Below are 17555 nucleotides of genomic sequence, written 5' to 3'. Positions count from 1 at the left end.
CATGGCTGACGTGAAGGCTCTCTACCAGCGACCCCTCGGCGGCATCGACACCCTGGGGCGCCACCTCGCGTTCTACCTGCGGGTGCTCGCGTGGATCCCACGCACGCTCGTGCACTACCCGCGCGAGGTCCTCAGGCTCCTCGTGACGGTGACCTTCGGCCAGGGCGCCCTCGCCGTCATCGGCGGGACGGTCGGCGTCATCACCGCGATGTCGTACTTCACCGGCACCGAGGTCGGCCTCCAGGGGTTCACCGCTCTCGACCAGCTCGGCACGAGCGCCTTCTCGGGCTTCTTCTCCGCGTACTTCAACACCCGCGAGATCGCACCCCTGGTGGCAGGCATCGCGCTCGCGGCGACGGTCGGCTGCGGATTCACCGCACAGCTGGGCGCGATGCGGATCTCCGAGGAGGTCGACGCGCTCGAGGTGATGGCGATCCCGTCCCTCCCGTACCTCGTGACGACGCGGGTGATCGCCGGCATGGTCGCGATCGTCCCGCTGTACGTCGTCGGCCTGATGGCCTCGTACTTCGCGACCCGGCTGACGGTCACGGGCATCTACGGCCAGAGCGTCGGCACGTACGAGCACTACTTCACGCTGTTCCTCCCGCCCGAGGACGTGCTGTGGTCGTTCGTCAAGGTGATCGTCTTCGCCGTCCTGGTCATCCTCATCCACTGCTACTACGGCTACTACGCCTCCGGTGGACCCGTCGGCGTGGGCGTCGCCGTCGGCCGTGCCGTGAGGACGTCCATCGTGATGATCAACGTCGTCGACCTCCTGATGTCGATGGCGATCTGGGGGACGACGACGACGGTGAGGTTGGCCGGCTGATGGCGCGCACCCCTGCTCTCGACCGCCCCGGGGCCGTCCGCACGCTCGGCATCATCATGCTGGCCCTCATGATCGGCGCCGTGTACGCGACGTACGCGGTCTTCACCAAGCAGTTCTCCGGCGACGTGCCGGTCACGATCCGCAGCGAGAACGTCGGCCTGCAGCTCAACCGCAACGCCGACGTGAAGCTCCGCGGCGTGATCGTCGGCCGCGTCTCCGAGATCAGCTCGGACGCCGGCGCGGCCACGATCCACCTGATGATCGACCCCGACTACCAGCCCTTGATCCCTTCCGACGTAGAGGCGCTCATCGTGCCCAAGACGCTGTTCGGCGAGAAGTTCGTCGACCTGCAGCCGGTGTCGAGCTCGGCCGGCACCCCGATCGAGTCCGGCGACGTCATCGTGCAGGCGGACCTGCCGGCCGAGGTCGAGAACCTCCTGATCGACCTGGACCCGATCCTGACGGCGCTCAACCCCGCCGACCTGTCGTTCACGCTGACGGCGCTGTCCGAGGCGCTCGACGGCCAGGGCGAGGCGATCGGCGAGACGCTCGAGACGCTGGAGGGCTACCTCCAGAAGATCACCCCGCTGGCGCCGCGCATCGTCGAGGACATCACGCTGCTCGGCGAGACGGCCCAGACGTACGCCGACGTGATGCCGGAGGTGGGGGAGACCCTGCGCAACGCCGTCGTCACCGGCAACACGCTCACCGCCCGCAAGGCGCAGCTGCAGGCGCTGTTCGTCGAGACCGCCGCGTTCGCGACGACCGCCGACGCCTTCCTCGACCGGTCCGGCCAGGACTTCATCACGCTCTCGAAGCAGTCCCAGCCGACGCTGGAGCTCTTCGCGGAGTACGCGCCCACGATCGGGTGCGTACTCCTGGGCATCGACCGCCTCAAGCCCGGCATCGACTCGGCGTTCCGGGACCACCGCGCGCACGCGACCGTCGAGTTCGCTGCTCGCTCGCCCCGGGCGTACACGAGGGCGGACGCCGGAGAGCTGCCGCCGGCGACCGGTGGGTCCAGCGCGCTCGACCCGACCTGTGCGTCGCTGCCCAAGGCGCCGTACGACGCCGGCACGCCGGCACCCGGGATGAGCAACGCGCTGCTCCGACAGCTCGGCATCTCGGGGTCGCTCGGCAAGACGAAGCCGCTCGTGTCGCCGAGCGCCCTCAGCCCGGCGGGCTCGCAGGCCGAGGCGGAGCAGATCGATGCGCTGCTCGCGTCGACGCTCGGCGTCGAGCCGAAGGACGTGCCTGAGGTCGCTCAGGCTCTCGCCGGTCCGGTGCTGCGCGGGGCGGAGGTGACGCTCGGATGACCAGGCGCCGCCGCACCCTCGATCCTCGGCTCGACCGGAAGACGGCCGGAGCCCTCGCCCGGCTGCTGGTGTTCCTCGTGGTCACCGGGCTCCTGACGGGGCTCCTCGCCGTGGTCATCGGCAACCGGTCGTTCATCGACACCCACCAGTACAAGGCCGAGTTCGCCGACGTGACCAGCCTCGTGAAGGGCGACGACGTCCGCATCGCCGGCGTACGCGTCGGCACCGTGGACGACGTCCGGATGCACTCCGACTCCACGGCCGAGGTGACGTTCACCGTCGACCGATCGATCGACCTCACCGAGAGCACGCTCGCGACCCTGCGCTACCGCAACATGATCGGGCAGCGCTACCTGTCGTTGACCGAGGGCGCCGAGGGCTCGAGCGCCCGGCTCGAGCCGGGAGAGACCATCCCGATGAACCGCACGCAGCCCGCCCTCGACCTGACCGTCCTCTTCGGCGGCTTCAAGCCGCTCTTCCAGGCGCTCTCGCCCGACGACACCAACCAGCTCGCGTACGAGCTCATCCAGGTCTTCCAGGGAGAGAGCGGCACGGTCGAGTCCCTGCTCGGTCACACGGCGTCGCTGACGCAGACGCTGGCCGACCGTGATGACCTGATCGGTTCTGTCATCTCGAACCTGACGACGGTCCTCAAGTCCTTCAACGACCGGGACGAGGAGCTGTCGACCACCATCTCGACGTTGCAGCAGCTGATCAGCGGGCTGAAGGACGATCGAGGCGTGCTGACGGGGTCGCTCGACGACATCGCCTCGCTGACCTCGGAGACCGCGAGCCTGCTGACCGACGTCCGACCCGACCTGACCCAGGACATCTCGCACCTGCGTGACCTGACCGACGAGATCGGCACCAAGAAGGCGCGCAAGGCCCTCGACAGCACGTTGCAGATCCTGCCGGTCAAGATCGACCGGATCGGGCGGACGGGCCAGTACGGGTCGTTCTTCAACTTCTACGTCTGCGACGTCGGCGTGGACGGCAGGATGCCGAGCCTGAGCGGTGTGCCGGGGTGGGAGAAGGCCCGGCCGTTCAAGACGACGAAACGCGTCACGGTGACCGGGGCGGGGGTGAGCCGATGCGCGCGGTGAAGCCGTTCCGCGATCGCAACCCGGTCCTCGTGGGCCTGGTCGGACTCCTCGTGATCGCGACGTTCCTCGTTCTCGCCAGCCAGGCGAGCCGGCTGCCGGTCGTGGGCAGCGGCCCGAAGTACGCGGCCGAGTTCACCGAGGTCGGTGGACTGAAGAAGGGCGACGACGTGCGGATGGCAGGGGTCCTCGTGGGCGAGGTCGACGACCTCGAGCTGCGCGGCAACAAGGTGCGGGTGTCGTTCCGGATGAAGAAGGAACGTGACCGCCTCGGGTCCCAGACGAGCGCCTCCGTCCGCATCAAGACGTTGCTCGGCACGATGTACGTCGCCCTCGACCCTGCCGGCGGTGGCACCCTCGACGAAGGAGCCGTCATCCCGGCCTCGCGCACGACTCCGCCGTACGACATCGTCCAGGCCTTCTCCGACCTCAGCGAGACGACCCAGGAGATCGACACCGACCAGCTCGCCCACGCGATGCGCACGCTCGGCGAGGTCACCGAGAAGACGCCCGAGGAGTTCCAGCGCGCCGTCACCGGAGTCACGCAGCTCTCGGAGAACCTCGCCGCGCGCGACAAGGAGATCAAGACGCTGCTCGAGAACATCGACGGCATCTCGGGCGTCCTGGCCGACCGTAACTCCGAGGTCGTCACGCTGTTCGAGGACGGCGGTGTCCTCTTCGAGGCGCTGACCGCACGTCGACAGGCGATCCACGACGTCCTGGTCGGGGTGACCCGGATGTCGGACGAGATCGAGAAGCTCATCGGCGACACCCGCGAGGACCTCGGGCCGGCGCTCGACCGTCTCGCCGGCGTCGTGAAGGTGCTTCAGGACAACGAGGAGAACATCGAGTCGGCGATCCGGCAGCTGCCGGCGTTCTACTCGATGGTCGCCTCCAACAGCGCCAACGGTCCGTGGCTCGACGGCTTCATCTACAACCTGCTGAGCATCCTGGGCCTTCAGGAGGGACTGTGAGCGCCAACGTCACCCGCGGCCCGCGTGTGAGCCGCCGGATCGTCGAGATCGTCGTGGTGGTCGGCGTCCTGGCGCTGATCGCGGCGCTCGTGGTGGTCCTGGTGCCGCGGTCGGAGCAGCGCACTGCGACGGTCGAGTTCGACCGGACGGTCTCGTTGTACGAGGGCTCGAAGGTCCGCATCCTCGGCGTCGACGTCGGCACGGTCGAGTCGATCACGCCGCAGGGGTCGAGCGTCCGGGTCCGCCTGGCGTGGGACGCGGAGTACGACGTCCCTGAGGACGTGAAGGCCGTCATCGTCTCGCCGTCGGTCGTCGGCGACAGGTTCGTCCAGCTGACCCCGGCCTACGCCGGCGGCGCGAAGCTGGCCGACGGTGCGCACCTCGACCAGACGCGCGCGGCCACCCCGACCGAGCTCGACGAGACCTTCGAGGCGCTCGACCGCGTGGCCACCGCCCTCGGTCCGGAGGGTGCCAACAAGGACGGCGCGCTCAGCAACCTCCTCTCGACCACCGCCGACAACCTCGACGGGCGCGGCGCAGAGATCCGGCGCAGCATCGCCGCGCTGGCGAAGCTCACCACGACCGCGGACGGGTCCAAGGACGAGCTGTTCTCGTCGATGGAGAAGATCGAGCGCTTCGTCCAGGCGCTCGAGACGAACGACGCGAGCGTGCGGTCGTTCAACGCCAGCCTGGCGTCGGTCAGCGACGTCCTCTCCGGGGAGCGCGACGACCTCCAGCTCGCGCTGCGCGAGCTGGCCTCCGCCCTGGGAATGGTCCAGGGCTACGTCGCCGAGAACCGCGCGAGCCTGCGCAAGAACGTCGACGGCCTCGCCGACATCACGAAGTCCTTGGCGTCGCAGCGCAAGGATCTCGCGGCTCTCCTCGAGAAGGGCCCGCAGGCTCTGTCGAACCTGGCGACGGCCTACAACCCGACCACGGGCACGATCGACACCCGCGGCACGATCAAGGGCAAGGCAGACCGCACGTTCCGCACGCTGACCGAGCCCGCCTACGTCTCCGCGTACTGCGGCCTCGCGGCGGGACAGAACCCGGAGTACGAGGACGCCTGCTATGCGCTCGGCGACGTGATCACGTGGCTGGGCAACCAGGCCGACCGCGCCACGGCGGCTTCGTCGAGCGGGGCGGGCGGCGCGGGCGACGACGGCCCCGCAGCCGACGGCGCGCCCGCGGACGACCTGGCAACCCTGATGGGAGTGGCGTGATGAGCACGTCCCGTCCCTGGGTGGGCGGCCTCGCGGTCGCCGCAGCGCTGGTGCTCGTCGCCGGCTGTGGTCGCAGCAGCGTCGGCGACCTGCCGCTGCCCGGCGGTGCCGACCTCGGTGACGATCCGTACACGGTCGTCGTCGAGTTCTCCGACGTCCTCGACCTCGTCCCCCAGAGCGCGGTCAAGGTCAACGACGTCTCTGTCGGGAGGGTCACCGCCGTCGAGCTGGACGGGTGGCAGGCGACGGTGACGGTGAAGGTCAAGCGGTCGGTCGACCTGCCCGACAACGCGACCGCCTCCATCCGGCAGACCAGCATCCTCGGTGAGAAGTTCGTGTCGCTGGCTCCGCCGGCGACCGGCGCCGAGGGCACCCTGTCCGACGGTGACCGGATCCCCCTCGCCCGCTCGGGCCACACGCCCGAGGTCGAGGAGGTCCTGGGTGCGATGTCGCTCGTCCTCAACGGCGGTGCGATCGACAAGGTCCAGGTGATCGCGCGCGAGCTCAACGCCATGTCGACGGGCCGTGAGGCCAACATGCGGACGCTGCTGAGGCGGCTCGACGAGTTCGTCGGCACCGCGGACGACTCCAAGACCCAGATCGTCACCGCGATCGAGCAGATCGACCGGCTCGCCAAGGCCACAAAGACTCAGCAGACCGCCATCAACGCTGCCCTCGGGGACCTTCCGGGGGCGCTGAAGACGGTCGACGAGCAGCGAGCGAACCTCGTCCGGATGCTCGGAGCCCTGACCGACCTCAGCAGCGTCGGCACCGAGGTGATCACGAAGTCCAAGCAGGCGGTGCTGGCCGACCTCAAGGCTCTCAACCCGGTCCTCGACAACCTGGCGTCGGCCGGGGACGCGCTGATCTCGTCCCTCGAGGTCCTGCCGACCTTCCCGTTCCCCGACAGTCTGCTCGGCAAGACACCTGCGGAGGCGGCCGACTACCAGATGGGTGACTACACCAACGTGTCGATCGACTTCACCACGGACTTCTCCACGACGATCGGTCTGATGACGGAGGCCGAGCGCGCGTCACTGAAGGCCGCGCTGCGAGGCGACGACGTCGCGTCCGTCATGGCCTCGACGGTGGTGGCGCCATGATCACCGGTCGCATGCGTGTCCAGCTGGTCCTGTTCCTGGTCCTCACGCTCGTCGGGGTCACCTACGTCGGAGCGACCTATGCCCAGCTCGACCGGCTGTTCGGCGGGAACGGCTACTCGGTGACCGTCGAGATGGCGGAGTCCGGCGGCATCTTCACCGGTGCTGACGTCACGTACCGCGGTGTCAGTGTCGGGCGGGTGAAGGACATGTGGCTGACGACCGACGGGGTCGACGTCGAGGTGCGCATCGACGACGAGGCGCCGCGGATCCCCTCCGACACCGACGTGGTCGTCGCCAACAAGTCGGCGGTGGGCGAGCAGTACCTCGACTTCCAGCCCGCGAGCAGCTCCCGCCCGTACCTCGCCGACGAGGACGTCGTCGCCCGCGAGCGCACCAAGGTCCCGATCGACACCCGCACCCTGATCACCGACGTGAGCGCGCTGCTGACGTCGGTCGAGGCCGACGACCTCAGCACGGTGATCACCGAGCTCGGCGACGCGTTCGAGGGATCTGCCACCGACTTCCGGACGACGATCGACGCGACGAGCTCCTTCATCACGAAGGCGGACCAGAAGTACGAGGTGACCGCCGAGCTGATCCGCGAGTCGACCAAGGTCCTGCAGACCCAAGTCGACTCCTCCGACGACATCCAGGACTTCGCGACCAACCTGCGCGACCTCACCACGGCGATGCGGACCTCGGACGCCGACCTGCGCAAGGTCCTCGAGGCGGGCGCGCCGACAGCGGCGACGCTGCGCACCGTGATCGCGGAGAACGCCGACGACCTCGCCGTCCTCCTCGACCAGGCGATCCGCCTCAACAAGGTCGTCCGGGCCCACCTCGACGGCATCCGTGGCGTCCTCGTGATCGCCCCGTACGGCATCGAGAGCGCGTTCTCGATCATCGCCAAGGACTCCCGGACGGGGCAGTACGCCCTCCGCCTGAGCCTGGCGCTCCAGGACGACAACGCCCCCTGCACGAAGGGCTACCTCCCGGAGCCGCGTCAGCGGACGCCGTTCGACCGCACCCCGGCCGCCTGGAAGCGCAACCTCACCTGCGCGGACCCGCAGGTGCGAGGCGCGAAGGGGACGGGATCCCCCGTCTCTCCGGTGGGCGCGACGGAGGCCCAGACCCTCGGTACGTACGATGTTGCGACGAAGCAGGTGGACGTCTCGGACCCGACGACGATTCCCGATGCCCCAGATCTCGGGAAGGAGTCCTGGAAGTGGATGATGCTCGGACCCGCCGTCTCCCGCTGACCCGGACCCGTCTGCTCGCCCTGGTGCTCGCCCTCGTGGCGGTCGCCGGGCTCGCGATCGGCGTCCTCGCGGTCGTCCGCGGCCCTCAGATCCCCGCCGCGGCCGACACCTCGACACGCCAGGACGTGCGCGCGGCCGCCGAGAAGTTCGCGACGAGCGTGAACACGTACGACGTCAAGGACCTCGATCCGTACGTGGAACGCGTGACCCCGCTGCTGACCGACACCATGGCCGAGCAGTTCGAGGCCTCGACGAAGGACCTCCTGTCGCAGTTCGCCGACACGGGCATCGTCTCGAAGGGGACGGTCGAGCAGGTGGCGATCGAGAGCCTCGACAACGACAGCGCCGACGTCCTCGCCGCGATCACCGTCGCGACGGAGCCGGCCGACGTCCAGGTCGGGCAGCCCCGGCTGCGGTGGAGGATCTCGCTGGTCCTCGAGGACGGTCGCTGGCTCGTCGAGAACTTCGCCAACGTCCCCGTCGAGTCGGAGCCGCCGACCCCTGCGCCGGACGAGGAGGGCGGATCGTGAGCAACCGACGCCCGCGGATCGCCGGCGAGCGCCGCCGGTCCACCGAGCAGACCTCCACCCCTCTCGAGGCGACGGAGTCGACCGAGACCTCCACGGACTCGGCCGAGAGCTCGGCCGCGGCCCCCGGCGTACGCCCCCCTCGGCCGTCGCGCCCGCCTCTCAGCCGCCGCGCCAAGGTCGTCCTGGCCGGCCTCGGCGTGCTCGCCGTCGTGGCGGTGGCGTTCGCGGTCGTCGCGACGCTCGCCGTACGCCAGACCGAGTCGGCCGCCGATGAGCGCGTCGAGACCGCGGACCGAGCCACCGCCGCTGCGACGCCCGCGCTGGAGACCGTCCTCAGCTACCGTCACGCATCGGTCGCCGACGACCTGGAGGCCGCGACCGACCTGATGACCGACGAGTTCGCCGAGGAGTACGAGCAGCTGGCGCCGCAGGTCGCGTCGGCTGCGAAGCAGCGCAAGATCGACGTCGCGGCCTCCGTGCGCGCGATCGCGCCGCTGGAGTGCGGCCAGGAGTGCTCCGACACCAGCGTCAGGCTGCTGGCGTTCGTCGACCAGCACCGGACGGTCGCGGGCAAGCCCGGCTCCCCGGCGGCGCTGTCGGTCGTGGTGCGGATGGAGAAGATCGACGGAGACTGGCTCGTCGCCGAGCTGACGACGACCTGACCCCGTCGGTCGCCGCGCGCGTCAGACGTGACGGGAGTCGACGAGCCGCCCGAAGACCACCGACCGGTTGTCGGTGTGGAAGATCTCGGAGCACGTGGTGAGCGTGATGAGGGCTTCGTCCGGGGTCGCGCGCGACCGCTGGCTCTTGGAGCGCTTCGCCTTCTCCGGCACGGGCTGGACGACCCACACGTCGGTGAAGTCGACGACGGTGCTGGTGCCGGAGCCCTCCAGGACGTACGTGTAGACGTGCGTGCGGGTCTCGACCTCGACCTCGTCGCCCTTGCGAAGCTCCGGGAAGTCCTTGAACGGCTGTCCGTTGGTGATGCGGTGCCCGGCGACCGCGAAGTTGCCGAGCTGGCCGGGACGCTGGGTGTCAGGGAAGTGGCCGACGCCCGATGTCAGGGCGGAGTCGTCGACTCCCTCGACGACCGGCACCTCGAAGTCGTCGCCGAGGCGGGGGATCCGCAGGACCGCCATCGCCTCACCCGGCTCGATCTCGTCCGTCGTCGCGTCGCCGCCGCGGTTGCCGCGCCAGTCGTCGGCCAGGGCGACCGCCATCTCGCCTTGGCGCTGCTTCGCGACGATGTTGGTGCCGACGTACTTCCAGGCGATCCAGCCTCCGCCGACGATGAGCACGAGGGTCAGCGCGGTGGCGAGCATGCGGGCGGGCCGCAGGTGCGGGGTCGGCTTCAGCTCGGGCCGCTCACGCCTCGGCGGGACCGTGTCGACGGGCACTGGCACCTCCTCCTGTCCTCGCACCGATCGTACGTAACGCGGGTCACAACCAGGGTGGCACACCGCTGGAAGCGACCCGGCGGACGGTAGTCAGGACGGGGGAGGAGCCGACTTCGTGAAGAACTATTCCGGCGGGTTGCTTGACCTGAGGCGAAGATACGTTCATCATCGACGGCGAAGGCTGGACACCCTGGGTTGAAATCTGCCCACGTTGGCGTCTAGACTATTTCTTTGCGCCTCCTGCATCCTGCCCTCACCCCTTGACGGGGGTCGTTCGGCATGGGTTCTGGACGGTGCCGCAATCGGGAACTGCGAGCCTTCGGAAGGACCCCTCTTGGCTTCCTCGCGCACTGTCGCCGCCTCTGCCAACAACAATCCCCGCCGTGTCTCCTTCGCCAAGATCTCCGAGCCCCTCGAGGTGCCGGAGCTGCTTTCGCTCCAGACCTCCAGCTTCTCGTGGCTGATCGGTGACGAGAGCTGGAAGGCGTCCGTCGAGCAGCAGCTGGCCGCCGGGCGTACGGACGTTTCTCAGAAGTCCGGTCTGGAGGAGATCTTCGAGGAGATCTCTCCGATCGAGGACTTCTCGGAGACCATGTCTCTGTCGTTCCGTGACCACCGCTTCGAGCCGCCGAAGAACTCGGTCGAGGACTGCAAGGACCGTGACGTCACGTACGCCGCGCCCCTGTTCGTCACCGCCGAGTTCATGAACAACGAGACCGGCGAGATCAAGAGCCAGACCGTCTTCATGGGTGACTTCCCCCTGATGACGGACAAGGGCACCTTCATCATCAACGGCACCGAGCGTGTCGTCGTCTCGCAGCTCGTCCGCTCGCCGGGCGTCTACTTCGAGCGCACGCCGGACAAGACGAGCGACAAGGACATCTACACCGCGAAGGTCATCCCCTCGCGTGGTGCCTGGCTCGAGTTCGAGATCGACAAGCGTGACCAGGTCGGGGTTCGCCTCGACCGCAAGCGCAAGCAGAGCGTCACGGTCCTCCTCAAGGCGCTCGGCATGTCCGAGGCCGACATCCTCGAGGACTTCGGCCAGTACGACTCGATCCGCGCCACCTTGGAGAAGGACCACACGTCCGGCCAGGACGACGCGCTGCTCGACATCTACCGCAAGCTGCGTCCGGGTGAGCCGCCGACGACCGAGGCTGCCCAGCAGCTGCTGGACAACTACTACTTCAACTCCAAGCGCTACGACCTCGCGAAGGTCGGTCGCTACAAGATCAACAAGAAGCTCGGCACGGACGAGGCCTTCGACCAGCAGACGCTGACCATCGAGGACATCGTCTCGACGATCAAGTACATCGTCGCGCTGCACGCCGGCGAGACCGAGCTCGAGATGGCCGCCGGCACGACGTTCGTCGAGGCCGACGACATCGACCACTTCGGCAACCGTCGCCTCCGCAGCGTCGGCGAGCTCATCCAGAACCAGCTCCGTACGGGCCTCGCCCGCATGGAGCGCGTGGTGCGCGAGCGGATGACGACCCAGGACGTCGAGGCGATCACGCCGCAGACCCTGATCAACATCCGTCCCGTCGTGGCCGCGCTGAAGGAGTTCTTCGGGACGTCGCAGCTCAGCCAGTTCATGGACCAGAACAACCCGCTCGCCGGCCTGACGCACAAGCGTCGTCTGTCGGCGCTCGGCCCGGGTGGTCTGTCCCGTGAGCGCGCCGGCTACGAGGTCCGTGACGTCCACCCGTCGCACTACGGCCGCATGTGCCCGATCGAGACCCCGGAGGGCCCGAACATCGGCCTGATCGGCTCGCTCGCGTCGTACGGCCGCATCAACGCGTTCGGCTTCGTCGAGACGCCGTACCGCAGGGTCGACGGCGTCCGGGTCACCGAGCAGATCGACTACCTGACCGCGAGCGACGAGGACCGCTACGTCATCGCCCAGGCGAACTCGCGTCTCGAGGAGGACGGCACCTTCGCGGAGGAGCGCGTCCTGGTCCGCCAGCGTGGCGGCGAGGCCGAGCTCGTCCCGGCCGCCGAGGTCGACTACATGGACGTCTCGCCGCGCCAGATGGTGTCGGTCGCGACCGCGCTGATCCCGTTCCTGGAGCACGACGACGCCAACCGTGCGCTCATGGGCTCCAACATGCAGCGCCAGTCGGTGCCGCTGATCCGCAACGACGCGCCGCTCGTCGGCACCGGCATGGAGTACCGTGCCGCCGTCGATGCCGGTGACGTGACCGTCGCCAAGGCGCCGGGCGTCGTGACCGAGGTCTGCGCCGACTACGTCGAGGTCATGCAGGACGACGGCACCTACAAGACGTACCGGATGTCGAAGTTCACCCGCTCGAACCAGGGCACCTGCATCAACCAGCGTCCGCTGGTGAAGGAGGGTGACCGCCTCGAGAAGGGCTCGCCGATCGCCGACGGTCCTTGCACCGACGAGGGCGAGATGGCGCTCGGCTCCAACCTGCTCGTGGCGTTCATGCCGTGGCAGGGCCACAACTACGAGGACGCGATCATCCTCTCGCAGCGCGTCGTCCAGGACGACCTGCTGACCTCGATCCACATCGAGGAGCACGAGGTCGATGCCCGCGACACGAAGCTGGGGCCGGAGGAGATCACCCGCGACATCCCGAACGTCAGCGACGAGATGCTCGCCGACCTCGACGAGCGCGGCATCATCCGGATCGGCGCGGAGGTCTCCAACGGCGACATCCTCGTCGGCAAGGTGACCCCCAAGGGCGAGACCGAGCTGACCCCCGAGGAGCGCCTGCTCCGCGCGATCTTCGGTGAGAAGGCGCGCGAGGTCCGCGACACCTCGCTCAAGGTCCCGCACGGCGAGTCCGGCACGGTCATCGGCGTCCGCGTCTTCGACCGCGAAGAGGGCGACGAGCTGCCGCCGGGCGTGAACCAGCTGGTCCGCGTCTACGTGGCCCAGAAGCGCAAGATCTCCGACGGTGACAAGCTCGCCGGACGCCACGGCAACAAGGGCGTCATCTCCAAGATCCTGCCCGTCGAGGACATGCCGTTCATGTCCGACGGCACCGCGGTCGACATCATCCTCAACCCGCTCGGTGTTCCGGGCCGGATGAACGTCGGCCAGGTGCTCGAGACGCACCTCGGCTGGGTCGCCAAGGCCGGGTGGGACATCGGTGAGAGCAAGGACGAGTGGGCCGAGCGGCTGCGCTCGATCGGCGCCGACCGTTCGCCGATGGACTCCAACGTCGCCACGCCGGTGTTCGACGGTGCGCGCGAGGACGAGATCCAGGGACTCCTGGAGTCGACCCTCCCGAACCGTGACGGCGAGCGCATGGTCGGTCGCGACGGCAAGGCGCGGCTGTTCGACGGACGTACGGGTGAACCGTTCCCGGACCCGATCTCGGTCGGCTACATGTACATCCTGAAGCTGCACCACCTCGTCGACGACAAGATCCACGCGCGTTCGACCGGCCCGTACTCGATGATCACCCAGCAGCCGCTGGGCGGTAAGGCCCAGTTCGGTGGTCAGCGTTTCGGCGAGATGGAGGTCTGGGCGCTCGAGGCGTACGGCGCCGCCTACGCCCTGCAGGAGCTCCTCACCATCAAGTCGGACGACATCCTCGGACGCGTGAAGGTCTACGAGGCGATCGTCAAGGGCGAGAACGTCCCCGAGCCCGGCATCCCGGAGTCGTTCAAGGTTCTCGTCAAGGAGATGCAGTCGTTGTGCCTGAACGTCGAGGTCCTCTCGTCCGACGGCACCGCGGTGGAGATGCGTGACGCCGAGGAGGACGTGTTCCGGGCTGCTGAGGAGCTCGGTATCGACCTCTCGCGCCGCGAGCCCGCCAGCGTCGAGGAGGTCTGAGCTGCGGGGGCGCGGCACTCGCTGAGTCCGCGCCCCGCCTCCGACCTCGACCACAGATTTTTCATCACGAAGGAAAGAAGACAACGTGCTCGACGTGAACTTCTTCGATCAGCTCAAGATCGGCCTCGCCACCGCCGACGAGATCCGTGCCTGGTCGCACGGTGAGGTGAAGAAGCCCGAGACGATCAACTACCGCACGCTCAAGCCCGAGCGCGACGGTCTGTTCTGCGAGAAGATCTTCGGTCCCACCCGGGACTGGGAGTGCTACTGCGGCAAGTACAAGCGTGTCCGCTTCAAGGGCATCATCTGCGAGCGCTGCGGCGTCGAGGTGACGCGCTCGAAGGTGCGCCGTGAGCGCATGGGCCACATCGAGCTCGCCGCCCCGGTGACCCACATCTGGTACTTCAAGGGCGTGCCGAGCCGTCTCGGCTACCTGCTCGACCTCGCCCCGAAGGACCTCGAGAAGGTCATCTACTTCGCCGCGTACATGATCACGCGCGTCGACGAGGACGCACGTCACCGCGACCTGCCCTCGCTCGAGGCCAAGATCGACGTCGAGCGCAAGAACCTCGAGTCGCGACGCGACAACAACATCGAGCAGCGCATGGCGAAGTTCGAGGAGGACCTCGGCGCGCTCGAGGCCGAGGGTGCCAAGGCCGACGCCAAGCGCAAGGTCAAGGACGCGGCCGAGCGCGAGGTCAAGCAGATCCGTGACCGCGCCCAGCGCGAGATCGATCGCCTGGACGAGGTCTGGAGCCGCTTCAAGAACCTCAAGATCCAGGATCTCGAGGGCGACGAGCTGCTCTACCGCGAGATGACCTACCGCTTCGGCAAGTACTTCGAGGGCTACATGGGCGCGGCAGCGATCCAGAAGCGCCTCCAGGACTTCGACCTCGCGGCCGAGGCCGAGAGCCTGAAGGAGACCATCGCCACGGGCAAGGGTCAGCGCAAGACGCGCGCCCTCAAGCGCCTGAAGGTCGTCTCCGCGTTCATGCAGGGCGACAACCGCCCCGCCGGCATGGTCCTCGACGCGGTCCCGGTGATCCCGCCGGAGCTGCGCCCGATGGTGCAGCTCGACGGTGGCCGGTTCGCGACCAGCGACCTGAACGACCTCTACCGTCGCGTCATCAACCGCAACAACCGGCTCAAGCGCCTGCTCGACCTCGGTGCGCCGGAGATCATCGTCAACAACGAGAAGCGGATGCTCCAGGAGGCCGTCGACTCGCTGTTCGACAACGGTCGCCGTGGTCGTCCGGTCACCGGTCCGGGCAACCGCCCGCTGAAGTCGATCTCCGACATGCTCAAGGGCAAGCAGGGTCGATTCCGTCAGAACCTGCTCGGCAAGCGCGTCGACTACTCGGGCCGTTCGGTCATCGTCGTCGGCCCGCAGCTCAAGCTGCACCAGTGCGGCCTGCCGAAGCAGATGGCCATCGAGCTGTTCAAGCCGTTCGTGATGAAGCGCCTGGTCGACCTGAACCACGCGCAGAACATCAAGTCGGCCAAGCGCATGGTGGAGCGCGGCGCACGCGCCGAGGTGTGGGACGTCCTCGAAGAGGTCATCGCCGAGCACCCGGTGCTGCTCAACCGTGCACCCACGCTGCACCGTCTGGGCATCCAGGCGTTCGAGCCGCAGCTGATCGAGGGCAAGGCCATCCAGATCCACCCGCTCGTCTGCTCGGCGTTCAACGCCGACTTCGACGGCGACCAGATGGCCGTCCACCTGCCGCTCTCGGCAGAGGCGCAGGCCGAGGCCCGCGTCCTCATGCTGTCGACGAACAACATCCTCAAGCCGGCCGACGGACGTCCCGTCACCATGCCGACGCAGGACATGGTCATCGGGCTCTACTTCCTCACGCTCGAGCGTGACGGACAGCCCGGCGAGGGGCGCGCGTTCTCGTCCGCGGCCGAGGCTCGGATGGCGTTCGACCGTGGCGAGATCTCGCTGCAGAGCAAGGTCAAGATCCGGTTCCCCGAGGTCGTGCCGCCGGCCGGCGTCGAGGTGCCCGAGGGCTGGAGCTACGGCGACGCCCTCGTGCTCGAGACCACGCTGGGTCGCGTCCTCTTCAACGAGGCGCTGCCGGTCGACTACGCGTACGTCAACTACCAGGTCGGCAAGAAGCAGCTCGGCATCATCGTCAACGACCTCGCCGAGCGTTACAGCAAGGTCGACGTCGCCGCGTCGCTGGACGCGCTGAAGGACACCGGCTTCCACTGGGCGACCCGTTCCGGCGTCACGATCTCGATCGAGGACGTCGTCACCCCGGACCGCAAGCAGGAGATCCTCGCCACCTACGAGGACCAGGACGCCAAGGTCCAGAAGCAGTTCCAGCGCGGCCTGATCACCGACGACGAGCGCCGTAGCGAGCTCATCGAGATCTGGACGCAGGCCACCAACGAGGTCTCCGCCGAGATGGAGAAGACCTTCACCGAGGACAACCCGATCTGGATGATGATCCAGTCGGGCGCCCGCGGCAACATGATGCAGATGCGTCAGATCGCCGCGATGCGTGGCCTCGTGGCCAACCCGAAGGGCGAGATCATCCCGCGCCCGATCAAGGCGAACTACCGCGAGGGCCTGTCGGTCGTCGAGTACTTCATCGCGACCCACGGTGCTCGCAAGGGTCTGGCCGACACGGCGCTCCGTACGGCCGACTCGGGCTACCTGACGCGTCGACTCGTCGACGTCAGCCAGGACGTCATCATCCGCGAGGAGGACTGCGGCACCGAGCGCGGTCTGCCCAAGCGGATCGCCGACCGTCTCGAGGACGGCCGCCTGATCCTGGCGGAGAACGTCGAGACCTCGGCGTACGCCCGCAACGCGGCGACCGACATCACTCACCCGGAGACGGGCGAGGTCCTCGTCGAGGCCGCCGGCGACCTGGGTGATCCCGAGATCGCGACGCTGGTCGCGGCCGGGATCGAGGAGATCAAGGTCCGTACGGTCCTGACCTGCGACGCCAAGTCCGGCACGTGCGCCAAGTGCTACGGCCGCTCCCTGGCGACCGGCAAGCTCGTCGACATCGGCGAGGCGGTCGGCACCATCGCCGCCCAGTCGATCGGTGAGCCCGGCACGCAGCTGACGATGCGTACCTTCCACACCGGTGGTGTGGCAGGCGACGACATCACGCACGGTCTGCCTCGCGTGGTCGAGCTCTTCGAGGCTCGGCAGCCGAAGGGCCGCGCGCCGATCTCGGACGCCGCCGGCCGGGTCCAGATCGACGACAGCGACAAGGCTCGCAAGCTGGTCGTCGTGCCGCACGACGGCTCGGAGCCCCACGAGTACCCGGTCTCCAAGCGTTCGCGCCTGCTGATCGTCGACGGCCAGGAGGTCGAGGTCGGCGAGCAGCTCACGCACGGCACCCCGGATCCGCAGGAGGTCCTGCGCATCCTCGGTGTCCGTCGGGCTCAGGAGCACCTCGTGGACGAGGTCCAGGAGGTCTACCGCAGCCAGGGCGTGGCGATCCACGACAAGCACATCGAGATCATCGTGCGGCAGATGCTGCGTCGCGTCACGGTCATCGACCAGGGCGAGACCACCCTCCTGCCGGGTGACCTCCACGATCGTGCGACGTTCGAGGAGGCCAACCGCCGCGTCGTGGCCGAGGGTGGCCAGCCGGCGTCGGGTCGACCGGTGCTGATGGGCATCACGAAGGCCTCGCTCGCGGTGGAGTCGTGGCTGAGTGCCGCCTCCTTCCAGGAGACGACCCGCGTCCTCACGGAGGCGGCGATCCAGGGCAAGTCGGACCAGCTCCGCGGCCTGAAGGAGAACATCATCATCGGCAAGCTGATCCCGGCGGGCACCGGTCTCGAGCGTTACCGCAACGTTCGGGTCGAGCCGACCGAGGAGGCGCGCCAGGCGGCCTACGCCGTGACCGGTTACGAGTCGTACGACTACGACTTCGGCAACTCGGCCGGGCAGTCGGTGGCGCTGGACGACTTCGACTTCGGCAGCTTCTCCGGCTGATCGACGAGGTCTGCACAGAGGGCCCTCGGAGCTTCGTGCTCCGGGGGCCCTTCTG

The 17555-nt window shown here is 68.3% G+C and carries 12 protein-coding genes; 11 read left to right on the top strand and 1 reads right to left on the bottom strand.

The window, feature by feature from the left end; genetic code table 11:
- Nucleotide 1: 1 nt before the first annotated feature.
- The 9 genes from AB3M34_RS18785 to AB3M34_RS18745 are packed head-to-tail and all read left to right on the top strand — an operon-like array spanning nucleotide 2 to nucleotide 8996.
- Nucleotides 2-829: an MlaE family ABC transporter permease gene (locus AB3M34_RS18785; protein ID WP_370616259.1), complete on the top strand. Its 828-nt coding sequence runs from the start codon at nucleotides 2-4 to the stop codon at nucleotides 827-829.
- Nucleotides 829-2145 carry an MCE family protein gene (locus AB3M34_RS18780; protein WP_370616257.1) on the top strand — a complete coding sequence of 439 codons (1317 nt, stop codon included), beginning with the start codon at nucleotides 829-831 and terminating at the stop codon, nucleotides 2143-2145. The genes AB3M34_RS18785 and AB3M34_RS18780 overlap by 1 nt, the downstream gene beginning before the upstream one ends.
- Nucleotides 2142-3248, top strand: a complete 1107-nt coding sequence (locus AB3M34_RS18775) for an MCE family protein (RefSeq protein ID WP_370616256.1) — start codon at nucleotides 2142-2144, stop codon at nucleotides 3246-3248. The genes AB3M34_RS18780 and AB3M34_RS18775 overlap by 4 nt, the downstream gene beginning before the upstream one ends.
- A complete protein-coding gene (locus tag AB3M34_RS18770) occupies nucleotides 3236-4219 on the top strand; it encodes an MCE family protein (protein WP_370616255.1) in 984 nt (327 codons plus the stop codon). Before AB3M34_RS18775 ends, AB3M34_RS18770 begins: the two co-directional genes overlap by 13 nt.
- Nucleotides 4216-5442 (top strand): MCE family protein, encoded by a 1227-nt coding sequence (locus AB3M34_RS18765; protein ID WP_370616254.1) that lies wholly within the window; start codon nucleotides 4216-4218, stop codon nucleotides 5440-5442. Before AB3M34_RS18770 ends, AB3M34_RS18765 begins: the two co-directional genes overlap by 4 nt.
- The gene (locus AB3M34_RS18760; RefSeq protein WP_370616253.1) at nucleotides 5442-6545 is read left to right on the top strand and encodes an MCE family protein; all 1104 of its coding nucleotides are present in this window, start codon (nucleotides 5442-5444) and stop codon (nucleotides 6543-6545) included. Before AB3M34_RS18765 ends, AB3M34_RS18760 begins: the two co-directional genes overlap by 1 nt.
- Nucleotides 6542-7804, top strand: coding sequence for an MCE family protein (locus AB3M34_RS18755; RefSeq protein ID WP_370616251.1), 1263 nt, complete (start codon nucleotides 6542-6544; stop codon nucleotides 7802-7804). Before AB3M34_RS18760 ends, AB3M34_RS18755 begins: the two co-directional genes overlap by 4 nt.
- Nucleotides 7771-8334 (top strand): hypothetical protein, encoded by a 564-nt coding sequence (locus AB3M34_RS18750; protein ID WP_370616249.1) that lies wholly within the window; start codon nucleotides 7771-7773, stop codon nucleotides 8332-8334. Before AB3M34_RS18755 ends, AB3M34_RS18750 begins: the two co-directional genes overlap by 34 nt.
- The gene (locus AB3M34_RS18745) at nucleotides 8331-8996 is read left to right on the top strand and encodes a hypothetical protein (RefSeq protein ID WP_370616247.1); all 666 of its coding nucleotides are present in this window, start codon (nucleotides 8331-8333) and stop codon (nucleotides 8994-8996) included. The genes AB3M34_RS18750 and AB3M34_RS18745 overlap by 4 nt, the downstream gene beginning before the upstream one ends.
- Nucleotides 8997-9017: 21 nt before the next feature.
- Here the strand turns inward: AB3M34_RS18745 and AB3M34_RS18740 are convergent, their stop codons facing one another.
- Nucleotides 9018-9731, bottom strand: coding sequence for a class E sortase (locus tag AB3M34_RS18740; RefSeq protein WP_370616246.1), 714 nt, complete (start codon nucleotides 9729-9731; stop codon nucleotides 9018-9020).
- Nucleotides 9732-10065: 334 nt separating this feature from the next.
- On the opposite strand from AB3M34_RS18740, the gene rpoB reads away from it, so the two are divergent.
- The gene (rpoB, locus tag AB3M34_RS18735) at nucleotides 10066-13536 is read left to right on the top strand and encodes a DNA-directed RNA polymerase subunit beta (RefSeq protein ID WP_370616245.1); all 3471 of its coding nucleotides are present in this window, start codon (nucleotides 10066-10068) and stop codon (nucleotides 13534-13536) included.
- An 85-nt stretch (nucleotides 13537-13621) separates the two neighbouring features.
- Nucleotides 13622-17500, top strand: a complete 3879-nt coding sequence (locus AB3M34_RS18730; RefSeq protein WP_370616243.1) for a DNA-directed RNA polymerase subunit beta' — start codon at nucleotides 13622-13624, stop codon at nucleotides 17498-17500.
- Nucleotides 17501-17555 lie beyond the last annotated feature (55 nt).

Origin of the sequence: Mumia sp. Pv4-285, from assembly GCF_041320275.1 — a bacterium.
GTDB lineage: Bacteria > Actinomycetota > Actinomycetes > Propionibacteriales > Nocardioidaceae > Mumia > Mumia qirimensis.
The sequence above is the reverse complement of the archived record's forward strand: the minus strand, read 5'-3'. Positions and strand labels throughout refer to the sequence as shown.